The sequence below is a fragment of the Micromonospora sp. NPDC005252 genome (assembly GCF_042872475.1).
In the GTDB taxonomy this organism is placed as follows: Bacteria; Actinomycetota; Actinomycetes; order Mycobacteriales; family Micromonosporaceae; genus Micromonospora.
Map to the genome: position 1 here is coordinate 22,341 of NZ_JBIAKN010000013.1, position 24,352 is coordinate 46,692.

Sequence of the window (24,352 nt, forward strand, 5' to 3'; positions counted from 1 at the left end):
CCGCGGTAGGCGACCCCCTGAACCGCGGTCGCCGGGCGCCCTTTCCACACCGTGAGGGCGGGTCCGAAAGGCGCCCGGCGACCGCCGCACCGCTTTCCGCAGGAGGCACTGCACATGAACGACACCGAGACCGTACGGGTGGTCCCCGTGCGGCACTACGGTCGGTGGCTGACCGCGCTGCTCGTGGTCGGACTGGCGGCCCTGTTCCTCCGGGCGCTGCTGGACAGCCCCAACCTCGAACCCGCCACCATCGGCGAGTACCTGTTCAAGGACTACATCCTCGACGGCGTGGTCACCACGCTCTGGCTGACCCTGCTGGCGATGGTGCTCGGCACCGTCGGCGGCGTCCTGCTGGCGGTCATGCGGCTGTCGCCCAACCCCGTGCTGAGGGCGGTCTCCTGGGCCTTTATCTGGGTCTTCCGGGGCACGCCGCTGCTCGTGCAGATCATCTTCTTCGGCTTCCTCGGCGCGCTCTTTCCCCGGCTGACGCTGAGCCTGCCGTTCACCGGCACCGTGTTCGACCAGCCCACCAGCGTGGTGGTCACCGGCACGGTCGCCGCCGTCCTGGCCCTGTCGCTCAACGAGATGGCGTACGCCGCCGAGGTCATCCGGGGCGGCATCCTCGCCGTCGACGGCGGCCAGACCGAGGCCGCCGCGGCGCTCGGCATGAGCCCGGCGCTCACCCTGCGCCGGGTGGTGCTGCCCCAGGCGATGCGGGTGATCATCCCGCCGATGGGCAACGAGACGATCACCATGCTCAAGTCCACCGCCCTGGTCTCGATCATCGCCGGGCGGGACCTGATGACCGCCGTGCAGACCGTCTACCAGGGCAACTACAAGGTGATCCCGCTGCTGGTCGTCGCCGCGATCTGGTACCTGGCGCTGGTGAGTCTGCTCTCCGCCGGGCAGTGGGCGATCGAACGGCGATTCGGGCGCGGCTTTAGTCGAGGAGGAGTGCGATGACCGTCGCCGAACGGGTCCCCATGGTCCGGGCCGAGTCGGTCACCAAACGCTACGGCCCCATCGAGGTGCTCAGGGGCATCGACCTCGCTGTGGCGCCCGGCGAGGTGGCCTGCCTGCTCGGCCCCTCCGGCTCGGGCAAGTCGACGTTCCTGCGCTGCATCAACCACCTGGAACGGATCGACGGCGGCCAGCTCTGGGTCGACGGCGAGCTGGTCGGCTACCGGCGCAGCGGCGACAAGCTCTACGAGTTGAAGGCCCGCGAGGTGGCCCGACGTCGCCGGGACATCGGCATGGTGTTCCAGCGGTTCAACCTCTTCCCACACCTGACCGCCCTGGGCAACGTGATCGAGGCGCCGGTCCGGGTGCTCGGCACCGCCCGGGAGGCGGCCCGCGACGAAGCGCTGCGGCTGCTCGAACGGGTAGGGCTGGCGGAGAAGGCGAACGCCTACCCCGGGCAACTGTCCGGCGGGCAGCAGCAGCGGGTGGCGATCGCCCGCGCGCTGGCCATGCACCCGAAGTTGATGCTCTTCGACGAGCCCACCTCGGCGCTCGACCCGGAGCTGGTGGGTGACGTGTTGGACGTGATGAAGGGCCTCGCCGCCGAAGGGATGACGATGATCGTGGTGACCCACGAGATGGGCTTCGCCCGCGAGGTGGCCGACTCGGTGGCCTTCCTGGACGGCGGGGTGGTCGTCGAGGCCGGCCCACCGGCGGACGTGCTCGGCAACCCCCGGCACGAGCGCACCCGCGCCTTTCTCGACAAGGTGCTGTGATGGATCCGCTGCTCACCGCCGCCGGCGACCGGCTTACCGCGTACCACGAGCGGTTGGCCGAGCTGGTCGGCATCGACTCCGGTTCCGGACAGCTCGACGGACTGCGCGCGGCGGCCGATCTCGTGCAGACCTGGTGCCTGGCCGCCGGCCTGGCGGTGGAGCGGGAGCCTGTCGCCGACCCGGCCGGCACGCCGCTGGGCGACGTGCTGATCGCCCGCCGGCGCGGACGCGGCACCCGCCGCATCCTGCTCGCCGGCCACCTGGACACGGTGTTCCCGCCGGGCACGGCAGCCGCCCGTCCGTTCCGGGTTCAGGACGGGCGGGCGTACGGCCCCGGGGTGTGCGACGACAAGGGCGGTGTGCTCGCCGGCCTGGCCGCGATGGAGGTGCTGGCCCGGTTGGGGCTGGCCGAGTACGGGGAGCTGATCCTGGTCTGCACCCCCGACGAGGAGATCGGCTCGCCCGGCAGCCGGGCCCTGCTGCGCCGCCTCGGGTCGGAGGTCGACGTCGCGCTCTGCCTCGAGTGCGCCCGCGACAACGGCGACCTGGTCTCCGCCCGCAAGGGCGTGGCGGACCTGGAGGTCACCCTGCGGGGTCGCGCGGCGCACGCCGGTATCGAACCGGAACGCGGCGCCAACGCCCTGCTCGCCGCGGCTCGGTTGACCGTCGCGCTGGACGCGCTCAACGGCCGCTGGCCGGGTGTGACGGTGAACGTCGGGCACCTGCACGCCGGGAACCGGCCGAACGTGGTCGCCGATCAGGCCCGGATGCTCGTCGACCTGCGCGCCTGGCGCACCGGCGAGTACGAGGCGGCGCTGGCCGAGATCCGCCGGCTGGTGGCCGTGCCGACCGTCTCCGGAGTCCGGGCCGAGGTGGCCGTCCACGCGCCCACCCCACCCTGGGAGCCGAACCCTGTCGATCGTCGACTCACCGAACTGGCCGCGAAGGTGGGGGCGGGGCTGGGCGTACCGGTGTCCCACACCGCGACCGGCGGGTGCGCCGACGCGAACCTGCTGGCCGAGGCGGGCGCGGCGGTACTGGACGGACTCGGCCCGGTCGGCGGCGCGGACCACAGCCCGTCGGAGTGGCTGGACCTGGACTCCGTCGTACCCCGTACCGCCCTGCTGGCCGGCCTGATCGACCAGGTCAGCCGGGACGGCGGTGGCTGACGTACGGCTGGTGCCGGTGGGGCGGAGGGGCACGATTGGCCGGACGTCCCCGGGGTAACCGCCGCCATGGCCGACGACCGCCCACCAGCCGACCGGGACCGGTCACCGCTCGGCGAGGCCGCCGAGCGGAGCGGCCAGGCGGTCGAGCGGGTGCGACACCGCAGCGGGCAGGCCAGCCGGATCCGGGCCCGGCAGTGGGAGGTCACCCTGGTCATCTCGATCCAGGCCGGGCTGGCCGCCGCGCTCGCCGCCCTGATCGCCCAGCACTTCCTCGGCCCCGGAGCGCACGTCTTCGCCCCGGCTGCCGCCGTCGGTACGATCGCCACCGCCATCGGCCAGCGGGCCCGACGAACCTTCGAGCTGCTGTTCGGCGTCGGCCTGGGCATCGTCATCGGTGACGCGCTGCGCTTCATCGTCGGATCCGGGCCGTGGCAGACCGGCGTGGTCGTCGCCCTGGCCGTCGCCAGCGCCCTCCTGGTGGCCGGTAAGGGCGGGCCGTTGGTCGGCCAGGCTGGCGGTACCGCCGTACTGATCGCCACGCTGGCCCCGATGCAACGTGGCCTGGAGCTGCCCCGGATCTTCGACGCGCTCGTCGGCGGCGCGGTCGGCCTCCTGGTGGTCGCGCTGCTCCTGCCCATCAACCCGATACGGGTGCTCGACCGCGCCGCCACGCCGATCTTCGCGGTCCTGCGCGAGCAACTCGCCGAGCTGGCGGAGGCGGTACGGCAGCGCGACGTCGACCGAACGCAGGGTGTTCTGGAGCGGCTTCGCGGCACCGAGGGCGACGTGGGGCGCCTGAACGACTCGCTGAGTGGGGCGGAGGAGGTGGTCACCATCGCGCCGGCACGCTGGCACCGCCGTCAACAGTTCCACCGGTACGCCCGCAGCGCGTCGCACCTGGAGCGGCTGCTGCTGGACAGCCACGCGCTGGCCCGCTGGTCGACGACCGCCCTGCAGTACGACGAGCCGATTCCGGCGGAGCTGCCGGACGCGATCGCCCGGCTGGGACAGGCGGTGGCGGAGATGCGGACGGAGTGCCGGGTCGGCGAGACCCCGCGGTGCACCCGGAAGCTGGTCGAGGAGTGTGCCGAGCTGGCCGGACGGGCAGCCGCGACCGGGGTCAGGTCGTTCGGCGACGCCCTCGTCACCGGCCTGCGCACCGCGGCCAGCGACCTGCTCCGGGCGGCGGGGTGCGAGCCCGACGACGCCAACCGGATCGTGCGCAAGGCGGCCGGTGCCGGCGAGGCGGCCATCTCCCCGCCGACCCGACACCATCTGCACCGCGCCCGGCCGACTCGGGCCACCCGGGCGCGTCGGCGAGCGCACCACGCCTCCCGCAGACGCGACGACAGGGCCGGCCTCTCCGCGAGGAAGAGACCGGCCCGGTGAACCGTCAGGGTCAGGAGGAGTAGCCGCGCTCGGCGATCCAGTTGGCGACCTTCGGCAGGCTCATCCAGTACTCGCCGAGCGCCGGGTCGGCCGGGTCGGCGACGCGGATGCTGTCCCCGCCGTCGCGGTAGCCGACGAGCGTCAGGTAGTGGCCGCCCTCGTACGAGTGCGGGTTGCCGTCGGTGTCCACGGTCGTGCCCTTGATGTTGGCCACCACCGGTCGGCCGGCGTCGATCGCGGCCAGGACGTCCCGGCGCAGCTGCTCGACCTGGTCGGGGCGGGCCACCGAGTCACGGATCTCGGTGGTCCGGTAGCGACCGCCGGTCAGCTCGTTGAGCACGCGGGTGGTGTCCAGGGCCGACGGTGTGCCCGCCTCGGTGGTGCCGAGCCGCTTGGCCACCTCGTCCTGGGACAGCGCCTTGCCCTGCGCGGAGAGCGCAATCCGGGTCGCGGCCGGGCCGCAGTAGAAGAAGTTCGGCTGGGCCTGGTAGTCGACGTCGAGAATGCGCTCCGCGCTCCGGCTGGTCTGGCTCGACGAGGGCGGGGCGCCCTGCGCGGGCGCTGCCTGCGCGGCGACCGCAGGGCCGAGGGCGCAACCGCCGGCGACCAGCAGGCCGACGACGGACAGGCCGCTCTTCTGCACGATCGGGTTCATGGTCGAGTCTCCGTTCGGGGGTAGCCGCCTCCGTGGCGGTCTCGGCCGTGCGTACCGGGGACGTAACGGCCCTGCTTCGGCCGACATTCCGTCGCCGGCTGCCGCCGGGGGCGTCGTGACCAGGTGCAACGGCTGTCGCCGGTGCGAGATTCCGGGAGACCACGTGCGGCCGTGGGAGGGCCCGAAGCGGGCATGGCGGCGTGAAGCGGACAGCGGGCCGGTGCGGCTCAGAGGCTCCCGAGCAGCCCGGTCACGGTGATCTCGATGACCACGCGCTCCGGATTCGGGCGCGGGGTCCGATACCGCTCGGCGTAGCGGCGCTCCGCCTCCGCGACGGCGGCTCGGTCCGACCGGAGCACCGCCCGGCCCTCGATCGTCAACCAGCGGCGGCCGTCCACATGGCAGACCGCCACCGGAGTGCCGTCGGCGCTGGCGGCGGCCACCTGGCGAGCCTTGCGGGACGTACCCGAGGTGATCACCCGGGCCAGCCCGGCCGCCGGATCGAGAGTGACCCCGACGGGCACCACGTGCGGGGTGCCGTCGGCGCGCAGGGTGGTCAGTGTCGCCAGGTGCCGTTCCGCGCAGAAGGCGGCCACCCGGTCGTCGCGGATGTCCAGCCGATGATCGCCCGCCACGTCCGTCCCCCGTCCTGTGCGCCAACCTCGATCATCGTACGGAGCGGGCGCGGTCCGGATCCGGCGGCGCGTCCGGCCGCCCGGGCAGGCGAAGGCCGGCAGCCCGGCGCTTGTGCACGAGCCGCGTGAGATAGATCAGCGCGCCGGCCAGAACACCCATGTCGTCCAGGTAGATCGGGTCCGGGAGGATGTCCACCGGAAAGATCGTGTAGATCAGCGCCCCGTAGAAGGCGATCTTGCCGCCCGCGCCGAGCCCGGTCAGCAGCCGCCTCGTGCGCACCACCCGTACCGCCAGCACCACCGCGCCGACCAGTGTGGCGATCGCCAGGATGCCGGCGATCACCACGAGGACCCACGCCTGTCGGGACATGCCGTCACGCTAACCCACCAGCGCCGGCCCGGCCCGGTTCGCCGGGTCGCGAAACCGGAACCGCCGGGCCACCGGGTCAGAACGCCGGGACCGCCGCCCGACCGCGGGCGACCACCGCGTTCTCCCGGGTCTGCTCGGTCGGCGGCCGGAGGACCTCGCTGAGCGGCAGCACCGACGCCGACTCCGCCACCCGCCGCCCGGTCGCCGCGTGGGCCTCCTCGCGAAGGCTACGAGCCGCCGCCACGGCCAGCTCCGCGGCCCGCCAGGCCGCCTGCTCCCGCTCCTGGGCCGCGACGTGCCGGGCGGCCAGATTGTCGCGGATCGCCCGCTGCAGCACGAGTTCCTGATCGACGGGGTGCAGCCGCGGGTCCCAGCCGTCGCGGTGCGCGAAGACGTCGCTGAGCTGCTCCACCGACAGCTCCCGCCGCCAGTACGCGTCCAGCGCGGCCCGGTGCAGGTAGCGCTCGCGGTCGGCGTACTCGGCGGGGGTCCGGGCGGTCTGCGGCAGCGGCATCGCGGCCGCTGCGCCGAGCCGTCGTACGCCGGCCTCGGCCGCCTCCAGCGCCTGCCAGGCGGCTTCGACGGTCTCCTGCGCGGCCACCCACTCCGCCCGTCGCCGCTGGGCGGTGGTGGTGGCGCGCTCGGCGGCCACCGCGACCTCCTGCGCGTAGCGGCTCTGCTCCCGCTCCTGGAGCGCCTGTTCGAGCTGGCTGGGCATGGCGGCGTTGCGGATCCGGGCGGCCGGGTCGAGGCGGAGCCGGCCGGGTCGCAGCAGGAGCGCGGCGACGGCGACCACCACCACCCCGAGCAGGCTCAGCCAGATGGCGGCGGCCCGGGGCACGTCGGGCAGGACGGCGGAGAGGACGGTCTGCATGATCAGCACCTCGCGGTCGAACGACGGTATCGACGGATGGGTCCTGACGGCACCGGGCCGGTCGCTCGACTGGTGTCGACGCGCCGGGCTCCGAGTGGTCGGGGTGAGCTGCGGATGGCCGCCCGAGGCTCGGGCCGATCCCCGCTGGGCGGGATCTCGCGAGCCGGATCGGGTCTGGCTGCGGGTAGCGCCGGTGGCGGCGACCCGGGCACCCGGACGCACGACCCGGAGCCAAGTCACGGGGAGCGTCGGGTGGCCTGACGGCCTGAGATCAGCTGGTGGGAGGGCCGCGTCGGGGCGGGGTACCGCGGCCGGGCTCAACGGCCGACGTGTGCTCCGCGCCCGCGAGGACCGGGCCGGTCGGCGCGGCGACGATGGCGTCGCTGCTCGGCCGGGGCGCGGCCGGCTGGCTCGTCCGCTCGGTGGCCGCGACGGCCTCCGGCTGAACGGCGTCCACCCGGCTGCTCACGGCGCTGGGCCGCAGCTGCGCCTGAGCGGACGGCGGGGTGGCGGCGAGCGCGCCGCCGAGGCCGACCGCGAGCACCAGCGCGGTGACCGCCAGCCGGGTCAGCTCCCGCAGTGACCACAGCACGGCCCACCGGGCTGGGCGGACCAGGGCTGCGGACGACACCCGACCAACCTATCGCCCGACCCGGCATGGCGCAGCACGACAGCGGGCGAATGGGAGTGACCGCCACCACCGTCGCCACTGTGGACGGTGCTGACCTGCGGCCGCACCGTATCCGGGTGCGAGGGCCGAGGGCCGGGGCCCGGGCCCCGGTGGCCGGGGGCCGGGGGCCGGGGGCCGAGGGCCGGGGCCCGGGCCCCGGTGGCCGGGGGCCGGGGGCCGGGGGCCGAGGGCCGAGGGCCGAACCACGGTGACCCCCGCCGCAGCAGGCGGCAGGGGTCACTCGGGTATCTCGTGCGGCGCCGGGTGCCGTCGGCGGGTCAGCCGGAGGTGCCGAGCACCGGCGGCGCGGCGTCCCCGCCGTCCTGCCACACCATCTCGTCCTCGGTCAGCCAGGTCAGCCGCTCGTCGGACTCGTCGTCCTCGGGGCGACCGTGCCCGCCGAGCACCCCCGGGCGGTTGGCGCCCCGGCCGTTGCCCGTCAGACCCTGGCGCCCACCCGCGGCCGACCGACCGGACTCACCGCGGCGGCCGTCGATGCTCCGCCCGACGCCACTGGCGGACCGGCTCTCGGCGGCGGCAGCGCCGCCGGTCGGCCGGGCCGCCGTGGTGGGCGTGCTGCTCGACCCGGCGAGCGCGGAGGTGCGCAGCACCCCACCGGCCGGCGCCCCGCCCGGTGCCCCGAAGAGCAGGCTCGGCCCGCCCGAGGCGCTGGCAGCCACGGTGGTGGTCGGCCCGGCCAGCCCGGCCAGCCCGGCCGCCCCGCCGGTGAGCAGAGCCCCGCCGAGCAGCGGGTCCGCGCTGGCGAGGGAGGTGGTGCTGCCCTCGGGGTCGCTACCGGTGCCCTCCGGCCCGATGGCGACGACCGAGGTGCCACCGTCCTGGCCGGGGACGGAACCGCCCCCGCCGGCCGGCGGAGGTGCCACCCCGTCGGGCGTCGCGACTGTCGCGCCGCCGGTGTGCGCGGTCAGGCCGGTGGCGGTCGGAGCGGCCGACGGCGTCGTGGTGGCCGGGCCGCTGCGCGGCGTCGGCCGGTCCTGATTGGTCGTCTTCGGCGTCTCCGGGTGGGGGTGGGGCGGGTCGACCACCCGGTCGTAGGCGGAGAGGTCGTAGCCGGCGGCCAGCTCGGCAACCACGTTCACCATCCGCTGGTGGGCCTTCTCCTGCTCTTCCTTGTCCTGCTGGTGGCCCATGATGCCCCCGACCACGGCACCGGGCAGGCCGAAGGCGGCACCCTTGAGCGCGCCCGAGATGGCCTGGTCGTTGTCGTCGGTCTCTTCCGGGCTCTCGGCCTGCTTGTGCGCGGTGCGCAGCTGGCTAGCCATCATGGTGAGGCCCTGCTTGATGCCGGCCATGCCCTCGCCCAGCGCGTCGGAGTGATCGACGATCAGCGTCAGCCGGCGCTGGAACTCCCGACCCGCCGGGCCAGTCCAGGTGTTGCCGAGCTTCTCCAGGTCGCCGCTCAGCTCCCGGCCGAGGCCGTCCAGGATGCCCTTGAGGGCGGCCCACTGGGCGGCGATCCCCTCGATCTGCTCCGGCTTGCCGGCCATCACCGCGTCGTACAGCTCGCGGTGGCTCTTGCCCTGGTAGCGCTGGGTGTACTCAGACACTGCCGTCCCCCTTCGGCTGCAACGCCCGGTCGACACCGGTCAGCGCAGCCGTGATGTCGGTGGCGTTGGCCGCGTTACGCGCCTCGGCGGTGCGGTAGTTGGCCAGGATGGTGCTGGTCGCCTGCTGCGCCGCCTGCACCGCCTGCCGGAGCCGCTCGGCCTGATCCACGTACGACTGGTGGACCTCGCTGTAGCGGCGCGAATTCTGGGTGGCGTCGGTGAACGAACCCAACGCCGGTGGACTGCACTGCATCTCGGTGTTGAGCTTGCGCAGCACCGACTCGGCCTGACTCAGCCGCGACGCCAGGTGCTTGTGGAAGTCCTCAAGGGACAGCAGGTCCACTTCCGTACGCCCGGTCATGGCAAACATCCCCGTCGTTCTGGTTGACAACCGTCAGCGAACCCAGGTTAGTCCACTGCCGCGACCCGGGGCGACCCGTCCGAACGGCTCAGCCGTCGGCGCCGGTCGATGCCCCGGGCAGCCCACCGCCCGTGCCGCCGCTCGCCGGGGCGCTCGTGGCCGTAGTGGACGACGTGGGCTGCGGCACGGACGCGGACGCCGGCGCGTCACCGGGTGCGAACTGCACGAGCGCGTCATCCCGGTCCAGGGTGGGCCCGGTCGGGATCAACGCGAGCAGCGAGCCGGGCACCGCCAGCGGGGTGACCCCTTCGTAGCCGAGCGCCCCCAGCGTCTCGGCGGAACCGAGCGGGTACCGGACACCCTGCGGGCTGATCAGGTAGACCGTCGCGCCAGCGGCACCGGACCCGCTGGTGCCGGCGCCGGGCGCGGCCTGGGCCAGTACGCCCTTGCCGCCGGGCAGCAGCACCGACTCGGCCGTGCGCACCGCGTCCCGGTTGGTCTGGCGCACCGGCACCGAGCCGGGCTCGTCCGCCGTCAACTCCGCCGGAGCCCGGTCGAAGACCTCCAGCGTGGTGGTCGGGGGACCACCGGCGCTGCCGGCCCGGTACGTCGCGCAGAGCAGCGTCTGCCCGGCCCGGGCCTGGTACAGGGTGGGCAGCGTCCGGGGCATTCCGTCCGCGTCCACCCGCTGCTCGGTCAACAGCCGACCGGCCTGGTCCGGCGTGATGTCGGTGATCTGACCGCCGCCACTGATGAGCAGCAGGGCGGTGATCTCACTGATCGAGACGAGACCCTCCCGCGCGAGCACGTAGTGCTGCCCCGCCGCCTGGAAGACCTGACCGATGGTGGCGGGCCGGCCGGCGACGCTCAGCCCGCTGCGGTCGCCCATTCCGGGCAGCGACGGCTTGCGCAGCGGCGGCCCGGCCGGCACGGCGTTGAGCAGCTGCTGCCCGACCGGCAGCGGTGCCGTGCCGGTCATCCGCAGCGCCGCGACCGCCTGGTCACCGCCGCGTACCTCGAGCCGGGAGTTGCCGGTGAGCAGGTGCCGCTGACCGTCGACGGTGACCAGGACCGCCCGGTCGCCGAGCGGCGCACCGCCGGGCAGCGCGCGGTCGATCACGACGCGGGTGGTGGAGTGGCGCGGGTCGGCCGCGTCGGGCACGTCGCAGACGGACCACGGCAGGCCGGTCAACGACTTGCGGTCCGGCAACGCGTCGGGCGCGCCGACGATGCCGACGGTGTGCCCCCGTGGACGGTCGCGCAGCGCCGCCTGCGACATGGTGCGCACCGTGGGGTCGGGCTCGTTGAGGATCAGCCGTGCGGAGGCGTAGTTGAGCGTCGGATGCAGCTGTCCCTCGGCGAACACGTACGTCGCGCCGGTCTCCCGCTCGATGACCAGGCTGTTCTCCTCCAGTGGCGCGGTGTTCCCGGTCAACTGGCCGTACGCGCCCACGCCGCCGAGCACCACCGCCGCGGCGATCACACTGCCGAAGACCGCCATGCCGAGCCGTCGCATCGGCAGGTTGGTCGTCTCCGGATCGCCCGACACGAGCGCGGAGACGATCCGACGGGTGACGAAGCGGTACGCCTGCACTTGATCGCGGCGGGTCCGCATGACTTACCTCCGGCGGGGTGGATCCGCGACGATGTCCTCGGGGTGCCGTCGCGGGCTTCCCTACGATAAGGGGCCGACGGCGGGTCCTCGGGGCCGCCGCCGGATCGGTGCCGGGCCGACCCGGCGCAGAGTCGTACCGTCCAGGAGGGACAGTCAGCGATGACGCAGGTTCAGGCGCCACCCGCGGATGCGGTCGCGAGGCCGTCCGACGTCCCGGTACGGGCCACCCCGGCGGCCGATCGGCCGGGTCGGGGTCGCATCGGTCCGGTGCTGGTCGGCCAGCTCGTCGTACTCGAGGTGTGTGCCCTCGCCGTCTGGGCCGCGACGGCCGGGCCGAGCTGGCTGCTCGCCACGGTCGCCGCCCTGGCGGTCGCTGTCGTGGTGGCCGCGTTCGCCCGCCGTGGCGGTCGCTGGTGGTTCGACGACCTGCTGCTGCGTCGCCGGCTCCGCCACCGCCGCGAACGGGCGGCGGCCGCGCTGGCCGGCGGGACCGCCGTGGACCCCCGGCTGGCCGCGCTCGCACCCGAGCTGGGCGTCATCGAGTTGACCGACCGGGGCACCCGGCTCGGCATCGGGCAGGACGAGCAGGGCTGGTTCGCCGCGGTCGCGCTGCAACCGGTCACCGGCGCCGCGGTCGGTTCGGTGGACGCGGCGACCGTGGACCGCGCGTTGCGGGTGCTCGCCGACTTCTCGGCCCCGGTGTCCAGGGCCCAGGTGGTCGCGCACACCCTGGTCTGGTATCCGGCCCCCGGTGCGCCGCCGGCGGCGCACCGGACCGTCTGGGTGGCGCTGCGGCTCACGGTCCACGACGCGCGGGTCGAGACGGTGAGCCGGGGCGGCGGGCTGCCCGGCGTCCACCGGACGCTGGCCGCCGGAATCGGCCGGTTGGGCAAGGCGCTGACGGCAGCCGGGTTGGCCCACCGGCCGCTGGGTCGCGACGAGCTGCGCGCCGCCGTGGTGTCGGCCGCCGGGCTGGACCTGGTGCCGGAGCCGCCGACGGAGAGCTGGCGGGGGCTGCGCGGCGGCGGCTGGACGCACCGCTGCCTGACCCTGCGGGGCCGCCCGGACGCGCCGCTGAGCCCGCTGGTGGACGCGATCACCGCCACGTCGGCCCCCTCGCACACGGTGGCCGCGGCGGTGTCGCCCGACGGGCGCATGGCGGCACCGCTGCTCCGGGTCGCGGCCATGGACAACCACGTCGAGGCGCTGGTCAAGGTCGTCCGGGACGTCGCGCACCGCGCCGGCACGCCCGCCCGGCCGATGGACGGGCAGCACGGCCCGGGCGTCTACGCCAGCGCGCCGGTCGCGTCAGCGCTGGGCGGCGCCGGTCGTCGGCAACCCCGCTGACGGCGCGCTGGAGCCTCCCCGGTCAGGGCCGCAGGTTGACGATCCAGCCGTACAGGCCGCAGACCCAGACGGCGAGCGGCACCAGCGCGATGATCAGCATGATCTCGACGATGTCGAGCAACCGGCCCCACACCGGCGAGATGCGCTTGCCGGCGACGGTCAGGCCGTAGATCAGGCTGACCACGGCAGCCACCAGCAGGCCACCGAGGATCAGGCCGAGCCGGACCGGAAGCGATCCACCGGCGAAGGTCGCCGCGGCGGCCAGGCCCAGTCCGACGGTGCCGGCGAGCAGCACCGGAACGCGCTGGGCCCGACCCAGGAGCGGACGCGCCCGCAGCAACGACAGCAGGGCCAGCACCAGGCAGAGCAGCACCGCCGGCAGGCGGCCGTCCAGGGCCAGCACGAGCTGCGCGCCGAGCACCAGCAGCGAGACCATCCACAGCAGACCGGTGAGGAACTGGTCGGCCCGGTCGCTCCGCTCGAGCACCTGCCGCCCGTCGACCGACTCGCTGTCGGTCTTCAGGTCGTCCGGGCCGGTCGGGATCGACGGCACCGGCAGCCGGGCCAGCCGGTAGGCCACCATCGGCAGCGCCGGCACCACGCCGAACGCCACCGCCGCCACCACCGCGGCCCCGGCCGCGGCGTCGATGCGGAGGGCCAGGCAGAGCAGCGCGCCCAGACCCGTCCCCGCGCCCACCCCGATCGCGGCGAAGAAGAGGGGGTACCGGTCACCGACGGCCAGCACGGCCACCGCCCCGGCGACCACCACGGCGGTGGCCGCGAGCAGGACGTGCGGACTGGCCAGCTCGGTCAGCTTCCGGTCACCGGCGAGCAGCAGCAGGCCACCGGTGCCCGCGTGCACCAGCCCGACCATCGCCAGCACCGAGCCCGTCCCGCTGTCACCCGCGGCCCGGGCGAGCACCGCCGCGCCGACCAGCAGCGCCACCGCGACCAGCAGGGCGGCCAGCGTGCCGGGCAGGTGGGGAGGGCCGGTGAACAGGGCGGCCAGGGCGCCGCCGCCGAACGCCGCGGCGGCGAACAGCACCGCGAACGATCGGGTCGCCCCGACCTGCCAGGAGCCCGGCCGCCGGGTGGTCGCGGTGGCGACCGCGTCCACCACGTCGTCGAATACGACCTCCGGCGCGGAGGCGGACCGGGGCTTGAAGTACAACACCTCGCCGTCGCGGACACCGAGCTGCGCGGCGGTACGACCACCCTCCAGAGGTGCGCCACCCAGGCGGGACAGCGCCCAGCCGCCGTGCCGCACCCCGTCGTCGGCCAGGTCCTCCCCGGCGTAGCGCAGCAGGGTGGGCAGAAGGTCCGCCATCGGCACGTCCGACGGCAGGGCCAGATCAATCCGGGTACGGGGGGCCACAATGGTGATCCGGCTCAGACCACCGGTCGCCGTCTTCGTCGCCACAGTGGCCTCCTGGTGTCCATCTACGATCGGCGGGCCGGGGTCCCGCGGTGCGGGTGCACCGCGCCCACGGGAGATTACCTACGATGACGGGCACGTACAGTGCCCACCCGCGGGCTTCGGGCCGCGCCGGCACGACAGCAGGGCCGCTTCTGGGGAGGAGACAGCCGTGAGCACGGTCGTGTTCCGCCGACCTCCGCGCCAGCCGGGGCCGGCCTTGCCGCGCGGTGAGGTGCTGCTGGAGTCCCCGCCCGAGCTGCCCGAGCCGACGCCCCGCGGGATGGGGCAGCTGCTCATGATCCTGCCGATGGTCTGCGGTGTCGGTGCGATGGCGTTCCTCTACGCCGGCCGGGGCGGCGGCATGATGACGTACGTCGCGGGTGGCCTGTTCGGCGTCTCGATGCTCGGCATGGCCATCGGCTCGCTCAGCAACGGTGGCAACGACAAGGCCGAGCTGAACGCGGACCGCCGCGACTACATGCGTTACCTGGCACAGATGCGCAAGCGCACCCGGCGGGCGGCGGCCCAGCAGCGGGACGCGATGAACTGGCGGCACCCGGAGCCCGACGCGCTCTGGTCGATCGCGGCGTCCCGCCGGCTGTGGGAGCGGCGGATCACCGAGCCCGACTTCGGTGAGACCAGGATCGCGCTCGGCCCGCAGCGGCTGGCCGTGGAAATCGTCCCCCCGGAGACCAAGCCGGTCGAGGACCTGGAGCCGATGAGCGCCATCGCGCTGCGTCGGTTCGTCCGCGCACACTCCACTGTGCCCGGCCTGCCGACCGCGCTGTCGGTGCGCGCGTTCAGCCGGGTGGTGCTGCGCGGCGACCGGGAGCCCGTGCTCGATCTGACCCGGGCGGCCCTGGGCCAACTGGCGACGTTCCACGCCCCGGACGACCTGGTCGTCGCCGTGGTCGCCGCGCCCGACCGGCAGTTGGCCTGGAACTGGGTGAAGTGGCTTCCCCACGCCCACCACAGCGGCCGGACGGACGCGGCCGGCGCGCGCCGGCTGGTCTTCGCCAGCCTGGCCGAGGCCGAGGCGTCTCTCGCGGCCGAGCTGGCCGGGCGACCCCGGTTCGCCGCCGAGGCCAAGCCGCTGACCACCGCGCCACACGTGGTCGTGGTGGTCGACGGTGGCGAGATCTCCCCGACCTGCCAGCTGGTGGGCCAGGGGCTGCTCGGCGTCACTCTGATCGACCTCTCCGGGACGGTGCCGCGCGACGTCGGCCGCTGGCTGCTCTGCCTGGACGTGGGCGACGGCACCACCCTCGACCTGATCCGGGGCAGCTCGTCGTCGCGGCTCGGACGACCCGACCGGCTCACCGCCGAGGCCGCCGAGGGGCTGGCCCGGCAGATCGCGCCGTACCGGCTGTCGCAGCAGCAGACCAGCAACGAGGAGCCGCTGGCCCGCAGCACGGAGCTGCCCGACCTGCTCGGCGTCGGTGACGCCGCCGCCGTGGACGTGCACCAGACCTGGCGGCCGCGCGGTCACCGGGACCGGCTGCGCATCCCGCTCGGCGTCGGCCCGGACGGCAACGTCGTCGAACTCGACTTCAAGGAGTCGGCGCACGAGGGTATGGGCCCACACGGCCTGGTCATCGGCGCGACCGGCTCGGGCAAGAGCGAGCTGCTCCGTACGGTGGTGGCCGCCCTGGCGGTGACCCACTCGTCGGAGGAGCTGAACTTCGTCCTGGTGGACTTCAAGGGCGGCGCCACGTTCGCCTCGTTGGAGGCGTTGCCGCACACCAGCGCGGTGATCACCAACCTGGCCGACGAGCTGCCGTTGGTCGACCGGATGCGCGACGCGCTGGCCGGTGAGATGGTGCGCCGGCAGGAGCTGCTGCGCGCGGCGGGCAACTACGTGTCCCGGTTCGAGTACGAGAAGGCCCGGGCGGCCGGTGAGCCGTTGGCGCCGATGCCGAGCTTGTTGATCATTTGTGACGAGTTCAGCGAGTTGCTGGCGGCGAAGCCGGACTTCATCGACCTGTTCGTGATGATCGGCCGGCTGGGTCGGTCGCTCGGTGTGCACCTGTTGCTGGCCTCGCAGCGCCTGGAGGAGGGCAAGCTGCGCGGTCTGGACACCCACCTGTCGTACCGGATCGGTCTGCGGACCTTCTCGGCGGTGGAGAGCCGGATCGTGCTCGGCGTGCCGGACGCCTACGAGCTGCCGAACGCGCCCGGGCACGGCTACCTCAAGACGGACACCAGCACCATGCTGCGGTTCCGGGCCGCGTACGTCTCGGGGCCGTACCGGGCGCCCGGCCAGCAGGCCTCCGCGTCGCAGGCCCTGGTGCAGCGCCGGATCGTGCCGTACGGCGTCAGCTTCATTCCGGCGCAGGCCACGCAGGTGTCGGTGGACGCCATGCCGGAGCCGGAGCAGCCGGCCGACGGCAAGGCCGTCGCGATGCTGGACGTCCTGATCGACCAGCTCAAGGGTCGGGGCCGCCCCGCGCACCAGGTGTGGCTGCCGCCGCTGGCGGAACCGCCGGGCCTGGGCGAGCTGCTCGGTCCGCTGGCCGTCGACCCGACCTACGGGTTGTGCACGGCGTCCTGGCCGGGCCGGGGTCGCCTCACCGTGCCGGTGGGCGTGGTGGACCGCCCGTACGAGCAGCGCCGCGACCCGATGATGGTCGAGCTGGCCGGAGCGGGCGGCAACGTCGTCATCGTCGGCGGTTCGCTCAGCGGCAAGAGCACCATGCTGCGGTCGCTGCTGGCCTCGCTGGCGCTCACCCACACGCCGCGCGAGGTGCAGTTCTTCTGCCTGGACTTCGGCGGTGGCGCGCTGCGCAGCCTGGAGCGCCTGCCGCACATGGCCGGGGTGGCCGGCCGGCGCGACGTCGAGGCGGTGCGGCGCACGGTGGCCGAGGTGGTCGCGGTGCTGGACGAGCGGGAGATGCGCTTCGCCCAGTACGGCATCGACTCGGTGGCGAGCTACCGCCGTCGCCGGGCGGCCGGCGAGTTCGCCGACGACCCGTTCGGCGACGTGTTCCTGGTGGTGGACGGCTGGAACACCCTGCGCCAGGATTACGAGGAGCTGGAGCAGACCATCACGACGCTCGCCAACCGGGGTCTCGGCTTCGGGGTGCACGTGGTGCTCACTGCGGTGCGCTGGGCGGAGATCCGGATCAACATGCGCGATCTGCTCGGCACCAAGCTGGAGTTGCGCCTGGGCGACGCGGCGGAGTCCGAGATCGACAGGCGCTCGGCGATGAACGTGCCGGAGAAGTCGCCCGGTCGCGGCCTGACCCGGGACAAGCTGCACTTCCTCACCGCGATCTCGCGGATCGACGGTCGGCGCGACATCGAGGATCTGAGCGAGGCGTCGGTCGCGCTCGCCGGGCACGTGGCGGCGAACTGGCCGGGGCGTCCGGCGCCGAAGGTGCGGCTGCTGCCGCGCCGGCTGCCGGTGTCCGAGCTGGCCCGGATCATCGACCGGTCGGCCCCCGGTCTGCCGATCGGCGTCAACGAGTCGGCGCTCGCGCCGGTCTACCTGGACCTGGCCAACGAGCCGCACCTGACCGTCTTCGGCGACGCCGAGTGCGGCAAGACCAACCTGCTGCGGCTGATCGCCCGGGGCATCACCGAGCGGTACACGCCGGCCCAGGCGCGGCTGGTGATCGCCGACTACCGGCGTGGGCTGCTCGGCGCGGTGGAGGGCGATCACCTGCTCGACTACGCGCCGTCCAACCAGGCGTTCGCGCAGGGGCTCGGCTCGATCCGCAGCGCGCTGTCCAACCGGCTGCCCGGCCCGGACGTGACCACCGCCCAACTGCGGGACCGCAGCTGGTGGAAGGGCCCGGACCTCTACATCCTGGTGGACGACTACGACCTGGTGGCCTCCGGTGGCAGCAACCCGCTGAGTGCCCTGCACGAGCTGCTGCCGCAGGCCCGTGACATCGGTCTGCACCTGATCGTCACGCGTCGGGTCGGCGGGGTGTCCCGGGCGCTCTACGAGCCCGTGCTGCAACGGCTCCGCGAGCTGGACTCGCCCGGCCTGCTGATGTCCGGCAACCGGGAGGAGGGCACCGTCTTCGGCACGCTGCGTCCGAGCCCGCAGCCACCCGGCCGGGGCACGCTCGTCCGCCGACGCGACGGCCAGCAGTTGATCCAGACCGCCTGGTCCGAGCCAGCCTGACCGAGCCGTCACGGGGCTCGCTGAGCCGGCGGTCCGGAATCGGCGGGTGACCATGCGTGGTCGCGGGGCCGTTCGGGTCGGATTCCCGTCCGAACGGGCCGCACAAACGACGCGATTCACCGCCATCCATGGAACGCGGCCGGTCAGGGCTGCGATGGCTGGACAGATTCCGCTACGGTCTCAGGTGGAGTGTCCGTCGGTGGGGTGTTGCTGCCTTGCCGCGGGGGAGGGGCGCGGCAAAGCCGCCGCCACAACATGACGGAAGGGTGTGAAGCATGGCGTTCGAGGTCGAAGCTGCGACTCTGCATACCGCCGCGAGTGACGTGCGGTCCACGCGCAGCGAGGTCGACGGCGAGCTGAAGAAGCTGTGGAACGTAGTCGACGACCTGGCCATGGCGTGGAAGGGTCAGGCGTCCACGGGGTTCCAGTCGCTCATGGCTCGCTGGAACGAGGACACGGTGGGCCTGCTGACCGCGATGGACAACATCGCGGACCTGCTCGACAAGTCGGGTACGACGCACCAGGTCAACGACGAGGAGCAGCAGCAGATGCTGGACAAGTTCCACTCTGCGCTCAACCCGTGATCCGTAGCCAGCAGAGGAGGAAGTCGTGACGATCAAGGTTGACTACGCGGTCCTCGAGAGCAGCAACCAGCAGATGCAGGCCATCTCGAAGACCATCGACGAGAAGCTGGACACGCTGCGGTCGATGCTGTCCAAGCTGCAGTGGGAGGGCGAGGACCGCACCGCCTACGAGCAGCACCAGGCGAAGTGGGACTCGTCGGTCCGGGACATCAACCGGATCCTGAACGAGATCGGTGGTGCCGTCGGCATCGCCCGCGAGAACTACGTCTCCACCGAGATGAGCAACTCCAAGGTGTGGGGCTGACACAATCACCGATGCGGCTCCGGTCCGGCTCGACCGGGCCGGAGCCGCATCGTGTTGGCGTCGGTGAGATACGGGAGAGCGATGCGTACGGGGAAGCCTTTCCGATCGACACGGGCCGTGGGCGCGGCCGCGCTGGCGCTGTGCGCCGCGCTGGCCCCCGCGGTGACAGTCGCGCCGGCGCCGGCTCGGGCCGCTGACACGGTCCGTGGCCTTCAGTGGTACCTGGACTACCTCAAGATCCCTGCCGCGCACAAGATCACCAAGGGCGCGGGTGTCGTGGTCGCCGTCGTCGACACCGGGGTCGAGGCCAGTCATCCGGACCTGCGCGGGCAGGTGCTCGCGGGGCACGGCACCAACGCCACGGCCGCCCCGGACGGCCGGCGTGACGACGACAAGGTGAAGGGGCACGGCACCTCGATGGCCGGCATCGTCGCGGGACGCGGCGGTGGCGAGATGCACGAGTTGGGCATCGCCCCGGCCGCGAAGATTCTCCCGGTCTCGATGGGCGCCAATTTCGATAACCAGGACGTGGTCCTGGGAATCCGTTGGGCTGCGGACAACGGCGCTGACGTCATCAACCTCTCGCTCGGCGACGAGGGGACGGCTCAGCCGGAGCTGGTGGACGCCATCAACTACGCGCTGAGCAAGGACGCCGTGGTGGTCGCCTCGGCGGGCAACATCGAGCAGGGCGACCGACAGGTCACCTCACCCGCCAACATCCCGGGCGTCATTGCCGTCTCCGGGTTCGACAAGCGCGGCGGGTTCTTCGCCGGCTCGGTGCAGGGCCCGGAGATCGTGATCGCGAGTCCGATGGAGAGCATCATCGCCCCGGCGCCCAAGGCGGTCTCGCCGAACGGCTACACGCTGGCCAGCGGCACCAGTTCGGCGGCCGCCATCATGTCCGGTGTGGTGGCGCTGATGCGCTCGAAGTACCCGAAGCTCGATGCGCCCAACGTCATCAGCCGTCTGATCGAGACCGCCCGCGATGCCGGTCCGGCCGGCCGGGACCCGCAGTTCGGCTTCGGCCGAGTCGACCCGATAGCCGCCCTGACCCGATCGGTGCCGGCCGTGACGGCGAACCCGCTGTTGGAGGGCGCGGCGGCCGGTCCGACCCGCTCCGGCGGGGCCGCCCGGCCCGGCAACGACGACGACGGACCGGCGGTCGAGTTCGGCGTCTCGAACAAGGCCGGCGCGATCGTCCAGGTGGGACTCTGCCTCGGCGTGCCGATCATCGGGCTGATCGTGCTGCTGGTGGTGCTGCGACGCCGCAAGCGGCGCGCACCGCCGGCCGCCGTCGGCCCGTACCCCGGCGCACCCGGCGTGCCGCCACCCGGCTGGCCCGCCCAGCCGCCACCGGCCTACGGCCCGCCGCCGCAGCCCGTCCCCGGGTACGGTCCGCCACCGGGCCAGCCCGGGCAGGGATACCCGCCGCCCGGCCATCCCGCGCCGGGTCATCCGCCCGCGCCGACCGCTCCGGCGCCGGGCGCGCCCGGCTGGCCGGGCTCGGGCCCGCCGCCGAACGGCCCACAGCAGCAGTGAACGCAGACCACCAGTCAGGGTTTCGGGGAGGGGACCGATGACGGACGACAGGACCACCCAGCCGGCACGGTACGTGAACGACGACCTCTACATCCCGATCCCGGTGGGCGGGATGCCGACGTCGGGCCTCGCCCTGACCGGCCTGGAGATGGACAACGTCGACCACGCCGCGACGCCGAAGGGCCTGGTCACCGCGCCCGGTGAGGCAGGCGTCAAGACCGAGTGGGACGCGACCAGCCTGGACTCGGCCATCACCTGGCTGGAGACCCACGCCGCCTACCTGAACAAGCTCTCCTACGACATGGTCGACATCCAGGACCTGATGGGGGGCGCGGCCAGCGGCGTGGCGGGTGGGGCGGGCGGCCAGCCGAGCCCGCTCGGGGGGTTCGACTGGGCGGCCCGGTTGGCAGCCAAGCACCAGGGGCTCTACCAGGGCACCGAGTCCGGTGTCCGCAAGCTCTCGCAGAGCCTGTACGACGCGGCGGAGGCGCTGCGCCAGGTCAAGCAGAACTACGAGACGGCGGAGGAGCAGAACAGGATGTCCGCCGCCGACATGCAGCGTGTCTTCGGCGACGTGGCCGGCAATGGCGACGGACGCTAGGACGGGGGAGGACGGCAGATGGGCCTGAGCTGGGAAGAGATGTGCCAGAAGGTCGTCATCGACGGCCGGCCGGGTGACGTGGAGAGCGCCGCCCTCGGCTGGGAACAGCTGATCAAGAATCTCAACAACGTCAAGCAGAGCCTCGACACCAACATCAAGGACCTGGGTACGACCTGGAAGGGTCCGGCGTACGAGGCGTTCAAGGGTCACATCGAGCAGATCTCCAAGGACACCGGGCAGATCGTGGCGGACGCGGAGAAGGGCACCGGCATCGTCCAGTCGCTCAAGACCGCCGCCGACAAGCTCACCGCGGCCCAGCGGGACTTCCCGGTCCCAACGACCTGCGTCAACGACGTGTTGGAGGCGCGTAACGCCAAGCTGACCCTCGGGGTCGGCTTCTTCGAAGCGAAGGTCTCGCCGGACTTCCTGGGCTGGTTCGACCCGGTGACCGCGATCGCCGACTGGATCAACGACCAGTCGGAGGACGCGGCCCGGGTCTACGAGCAGGTGAGCGGTGACTACCAGGCCATCGCGCCCGGCACTCCGGGCGATGCCGGCCCCCCCACCACACAGAGCCCGACGACCGAGATTCCCGATCTGGGCACCGGTGGTGGCGGTGGTGGCGGTGGCGGTGGCGTGCCGAAGCTCGGCGGCGGCCCGTCCACCGGCGGCCTGGGGGCCACGCCCTCGATCGGCGCCACCGACATGCCGGGCACGGGCAACCTGCCCAGCGGGTCCGGTGCCCATCCCGACCTCTCGGGCGGGTACGACTCCGGCACGGGCACCTACCCGAGCACCGGTGGCGTCCCGGGCGTCGGCGGTGCGGACGACGAGTTCAGCAGTGGCCTCGCGGGTGCGGGTGGTGGCGGTTCGCCCGGTCTCGGCTCCGGTCTCGGAGGCGGCCTGGGCTCGGGTGGCCTGGGCTCGTCCAGCGGGCTCGGCAGCGGCGGTGGCGGCCTGGGCGGCGCCGGTGCCCTCGCGGGCGGCGGCGCGCTCGGCCGGGCGGTCTCGCCGGGCATGGGCCCGATGATGGGCGGCGGCGCGGCGGGTGCCGGTCGTGGCGGTGGCCGGGGCGCCGGTGGCCGACTCGGCGCGGGCGGCAAGCTGGGCGGCGGCATGGCACCCGGTATGGGTGGCGTCGCCGGTGGCGGCGGTGCCGGCGCCGGTCGGGGCGGCGCCGGGCGTGGCGCGGCGGGGGCCGGTGGTCGGGGCGCGGGTGCTCGCGGCGCCGGTGGCGTGGCCGGGACGGGCGGCGGTGCCGGCTACGGCGAGGAGGACACCGCCCGCAACACCTGGTTGGAGGAGGACGAGGACGTGTGGGGCGCCGACAGCGGTGGCACCTCCGGCATCCTGCGCTGAGCTTTCCGCGTCACGGCGCTGCTGCGGTCGACCGCAGCAGCGCCGTGACGTGTCCCACGGACCAACCGTCCCGAGGGCTGTGCCGGCCGCTCAGCCGGTGACCGGTTCGTCGGTACGTCGGCCCGGCCGCCAGCCGCGCCGGCGGCCGCGCGCCACGATCGGTCGCGTGATCAGCAGCAGTACGGCGAGTAGAGCTCCCACCGCGGCGGCCCAGATCGCGACGGTGCGCTGCCAGCTCAGCGGGTCGGCCGCCGGGGCGGGTGCGGCAAGCGCGTCGACCGGCGGGTTGGTGCGGGTGCCCAGCAGGCTCGACACCGCCCGGTACGGGTTGACCACGCCGTAGCCGACCTCGGCGTTGCGCCCCTGCGGCGGGTTGTCCGCCGTCCGCTCCAACCGGTCGGCGACCTGCTCCGGAGTGAGATCCGGGTAGGCGGCCCGCACCAGCGCGGCCACCCCCGAGACGTACGCGGCCGCGAAGCTGGTGCCACCCGTCGGCTCGGCGCGGTAGCCGGATCCACCCGGTGCCGGGCCGATGATGTTCAGTCCCGGCGCGGCGACGTCGACGAAGGTGCCGCTGACCGAGGTGCCCACGTGCCCGCCCTGCTCGTCCACGCCGCCGACGGCGATCACCCCGGGGTACGCCGCCGGGTAGGCGGGCCTGTCCTCCTGGGTCTCCTGCCGGTTGCCGGCGGCGGCGACCAGCACCACCCGCTTGGCGAGGGCGCGTTCGACGGCCTGTGCCAGTTCGGGGCGGGGCAGGGTCACCAGGGACAGGTTGATCACGTCGGCGCCGTTGTCGACCGCCCAGTCGATGGCTGCGGCGATCTGCCCGGGCAGCCCCTCGTCGTTGGTGCCCTTGGCGTCCGGCAGGACCCGGATGGGCAGGATGCGCGCCGCCGGGGCGATACCGCTGAACGGCACCCCGGTGCCGTCCTTGCCGGCGATGATGCCGGCGACCATCGTGCCGTGACCGGCCAGGTCACACTGCCCCCGGTTGGCCGGCAGGTTGTTGAAGTCGCGGCCCTCGAGCACCTGACCCTTCAGGGCCGGGTGGATGGCGGAGACCCCGGAGTCGATGACCGCGACCGTCACCCCGGCACCCCGGGACAGCGGCCACGCCGAGGCCGGATCCACCCTTCGCAGCGCCCACGGCATCTGCACCAGACCGTCCTCGCCGGCCGGGCCGCAGGTGGGCGGTGCCGCGACCGCCGGGGAGGAGGGGACCACCAGGGCGGCGCCGAGCAGGGCCGCCAGCGTTCCACTGAGGACAGCTCGGACGGCACGGCGGGACGGCTCGGTCGCGCTCGGCGGCAGGCATTCGCGCACCCGCAGAGATTACCGCTGCACCGCGTCGGGCAGCGGCCCGGCGACGCCGTTCCGGGCGGGAACGATGACGTCGCTCAGCGGCGGGCGCGACGACGCCGGTCCGGGCGGGTAGCGGGTCGCCGCTCCAGGCCGGCGTGCGGCGACGCCGGTCCGGGCGGGTAGCGGGTCGCCGCTCCAGGCCGGCGTGCACCGACGACGGTCAAGGCCGGGACGTGACATCTTCTGCGGGTGCTTCGGCGAACAGCGCGAGCAGGTCGCCGACCTGGCGGTCGGCCTCGGCGGGGTGCCGGAACCGGCCGGCGGGGTTCAGGGTGTACTCGTTGCGACGCCCCACCCGGGTGCGGTGCAGGTAACCACCGGCCTCCAGGTCGGCGACGATGGCCTGGGCGGCCCGTTCGGTGACGCCCACCTCGGCCGCCACGTCGCGCAGTCGCGCGGTGGGATCGCGGGCGATGGCCAGCAGCACATGCCCGTGGTTGGTGAGGAACGTCCAGTTCCGGCCGCCTCCGGCCGTCGCCGCGCTCGTCATGGTGGAGCCGCCTCTCCGGTTGTCCGCCCCACCTCCGTGCCCGCCGGAGGGTCGGGCCAGGTGCCGACGGACGGGCCCGGTCCCAACGGCCGGAGGGCCGGTTCGGGGGTCAACGTATGAAATCTAAATCACGCATATCTTGACGCATCTTGCGGTGCGTGTGACCGTGGAG

General features: G+C 73.7%; 22 protein-coding genes. 11 read left to right on the forward strand and 11 right to left on the reverse strand.

Going from position 1 to position 24,352, the window contains the following annotated elements; all coding sequences use genetic code 11:
• Positions 1–114: 114 nt before the first annotated feature.
• From ACFYPH_RS26820 to ACFYPH_RS26835, 4 genes are all read left to right on the forward strand, one after another.
• Positions 115–963, forward strand: coding sequence for an amino acid ABC transporter permease (locus ACFYPH_RS26820; RefSeq protein WP_387185606.1), 849 nt, complete (start codon positions 115–117; stop codon positions 961–963).
• On the forward strand, positions 960–1,736 hold the full coding sequence (locus ACFYPH_RS26825; RefSeq protein ID WP_355066663.1) for an amino acid ABC transporter ATP-binding protein: 777 nt from the start codon (positions 960–962) through the stop codon (positions 1,734–1,736). The genes ACFYPH_RS26820 and ACFYPH_RS26825 overlap by 4 nt, the downstream gene beginning before the upstream one ends.
• The gene (locus ACFYPH_RS26830) at positions 1,736–2,905 is read left to right on the forward strand and encodes a M20 family metallopeptidase (RefSeq protein ID WP_363937504.1); all 1,170 of its coding nucleotides are present in this window, start codon (positions 1,736–1,738) and stop codon (positions 2,903–2,905) included. The genes ACFYPH_RS26825 and ACFYPH_RS26830 overlap by 1 nt, the downstream gene beginning before the upstream one ends.
• A gap of 66 nt (positions 2,906–2,971) precedes the next feature.
• Positions 2,972–4,294 carry an FUSC family protein gene (locus ACFYPH_RS26835; protein ID WP_355134455.1) on the forward strand — a complete coding sequence of 441 codons (1,323 nt, stop codon included), beginning with the start codon at positions 2,972–2,974 and terminating at the stop codon, positions 4,292–4,294.
• A 10-nt stretch (positions 4,295–4,304) separates the two neighbouring features.
• Here the strand turns inward: ACFYPH_RS26835 and ACFYPH_RS26840 are convergent, their stop codons facing one another.
• From ACFYPH_RS26840 to eccB, 8 genes are all read right to left on the reverse strand, one after another.
• Positions 4,305–4,949, reverse strand: a complete 645-nt coding sequence (locus ACFYPH_RS26840) for a C39 family peptidase (RefSeq protein ID WP_363937502.1) — start codon at positions 4,947–4,949, stop codon at positions 4,305–4,307.
• 227 nt (positions 4,950–5,176) lie between these two features.
• Entirely contained in the window at positions 5,177–5,584 is a 408-nt protein-coding gene (locus tag ACFYPH_RS26845) for a TIGR03618 family F420-dependent PPOX class oxidoreductase (RefSeq protein ID WP_363937499.1), read from the reverse strand.
• Between the two features lie 31 nt (positions 5,585–5,615).
• Positions 5,616–5,954 carry a YkvA family protein gene (locus ACFYPH_RS26850; RefSeq protein ID WP_363937497.1) on the reverse strand — a complete coding sequence of 113 codons (339 nt, stop codon included), beginning with the start codon at positions 5,952–5,954 and terminating at the stop codon, positions 5,616–5,618.
• 76 nt (positions 5,955–6,030) lie between these two features.
• Positions 6,031–6,828: a hypothetical protein gene (locus tag ACFYPH_RS26855; RefSeq protein ID WP_354861912.1), complete on the reverse strand. Its 798-nt coding sequence runs from the start codon at positions 6,826–6,828 to the stop codon at positions 6,031–6,033.
• Positions 6,829–7,099: 271 nt separating this feature from the next.
• Positions 7,100–7,459 (reverse strand): hypothetical protein, encoded by a 360-nt coding sequence (locus ACFYPH_RS26860; protein WP_354861914.1) that lies wholly within the window; start codon positions 7,457–7,459, stop codon positions 7,100–7,102.
• A gap of 317 nt (positions 7,460–7,776) precedes the next feature.
• Complete coding sequence (locus ACFYPH_RS26865; RefSeq protein ID WP_354861915.1) at positions 7,777–9,066, reverse strand: WXG100 family type VII secretion target; 1,290 nt, start codon at positions 9,064–9,066, stop codon at positions 7,777–7,779.
• Positions 9,059–9,427 (reverse strand): hypothetical protein, encoded by a 369-nt coding sequence (locus ACFYPH_RS26870; RefSeq protein ID WP_007454914.1) that lies wholly within the window; start codon positions 9,425–9,427, stop codon positions 9,059–9,061. Before ACFYPH_RS26870 ends, ACFYPH_RS26865 begins: the two co-directional genes overlap by 8 nt.
• An 88-nt stretch (positions 9,428–9,515) precedes the next feature.
• On the reverse strand, positions 9,516–11,042 hold the full coding sequence (gene eccB / locus ACFYPH_RS26875) for a type VII secretion protein EccB (protein ID WP_355066660.1): 1,527 nt from the start codon (positions 11,040–11,042) through the stop codon (positions 9,516–9,518).
• A 159-nt stretch (positions 11,043–11,201) separates the two neighbouring features.
• Here eccB and ACFYPH_RS26880 point away from each other — a divergent pair, with 159 nt between their 5' ends.
• Positions 11,202–12,389 carry a type VII secretion protein EccE gene (locus ACFYPH_RS26880; RefSeq protein WP_387185615.1) on the forward strand — a complete coding sequence of 396 codons (1,188 nt, stop codon included), beginning with the start codon at positions 11,202–11,204 and terminating at the stop codon, positions 12,387–12,389.
• A gap of 22 nt (positions 12,390–12,411) precedes the next feature.
• Here the strand turns inward: ACFYPH_RS26880 and eccD are convergent, their stop codons facing one another.
• The gene (gene eccD, locus ACFYPH_RS26885) at positions 12,412–13,809 is read right to left on the reverse strand and encodes a type VII secretion integral membrane protein EccD (protein ID WP_363940523.1); all 1,398 of its coding nucleotides are present in this window, start codon (positions 13,807–13,809) and stop codon (positions 12,412–12,414) included.
• A 166-nt stretch (positions 13,810–13,975) separates the two neighbouring features.
• Here eccD and eccCa point away from each other — a divergent pair, with 166 nt between their 5' ends.
• The 6 genes from eccCa to ACFYPH_RS26915 all read left to right on the forward strand — a co-directional run bounded on the left by eccCa (position 13,976) and on the right by ACFYPH_RS26915 (position 22,325).
• Positions 13,976–17,938, forward strand: a complete 3,963-nt coding sequence (eccCa, locus tag ACFYPH_RS26890; RefSeq protein WP_354855537.1) for a type VII secretion protein EccCa — start codon at positions 13,976–13,978, stop codon at positions 17,936–17,938.
• 275 nt (positions 17,939–18,213) lie between these two features.
• Positions 18,214–18,522, forward strand: a complete 309-nt coding sequence (locus tag ACFYPH_RS26895) for a WXG100 family type VII secretion target (protein WP_354855538.1) — start codon at positions 18,214–18,216, stop codon at positions 18,520–18,522.
• A 25-nt stretch (positions 18,523–18,547) separates the two neighbouring features.
• Positions 18,548–18,826, forward strand: a complete 279-nt coding sequence (locus ACFYPH_RS26900; RefSeq protein ID WP_354855539.1) for a WXG100 family type VII secretion target — start codon at positions 18,548–18,550, stop codon at positions 18,824–18,826.
• A 117-nt stretch (positions 18,827–18,943) separates the two neighbouring features.
• Complete coding sequence (locus tag ACFYPH_RS26905) at positions 18,944–20,365, forward strand: S8 family serine peptidase (protein ID WP_354855540.1); 1,422 nt, start codon at positions 18,944–18,946, stop codon at positions 20,363–20,365.
• Between the two features lie 37 nt (positions 20,366–20,402).
• Positions 20,403–20,966, forward strand: a complete 564-nt coding sequence (locus ACFYPH_RS26910; protein WP_354855541.1) for a hypothetical protein — start codon at positions 20,403–20,405, stop codon at positions 20,964–20,966.
• 18 nt (positions 20,967–20,984) lie between these two features.
• Positions 20,985–22,325 carry a WXG100 family type VII secretion target gene (locus ACFYPH_RS26915; RefSeq protein WP_355066657.1) on the forward strand — a complete coding sequence of 447 codons (1,341 nt, stop codon included), beginning with the start codon at positions 20,985–20,987 and terminating at the stop codon, positions 22,323–22,325.
• 90 nt (positions 22,326–22,415) lie between these two features.
• On the opposite strand, the gene mycP is transcribed toward ACFYPH_RS26915, so the two are convergent.
• Together mycP and ACFYPH_RS26925 are read right to left on the reverse strand one after the other, a co-directional pair.
• Positions 22,416–23,651, reverse strand: coding sequence for a type VII secretion-associated serine protease mycosin (gene mycP, locus ACFYPH_RS26920; protein WP_355066656.1), 1,236 nt, complete (start codon positions 23,649–23,651; stop codon positions 22,416–22,418).
• Between the two features lie 199 nt (positions 23,652–23,850).
• Complete coding sequence (locus ACFYPH_RS26925) at positions 23,851–24,180, reverse strand: MarR family winged helix-turn-helix transcriptional regulator (RefSeq protein ID WP_355066655.1); 330 nt, start codon at positions 24,178–24,180, stop codon at positions 23,851–23,853.
• Positions 24,181–24,352: the final 172 nt, after the last annotated feature.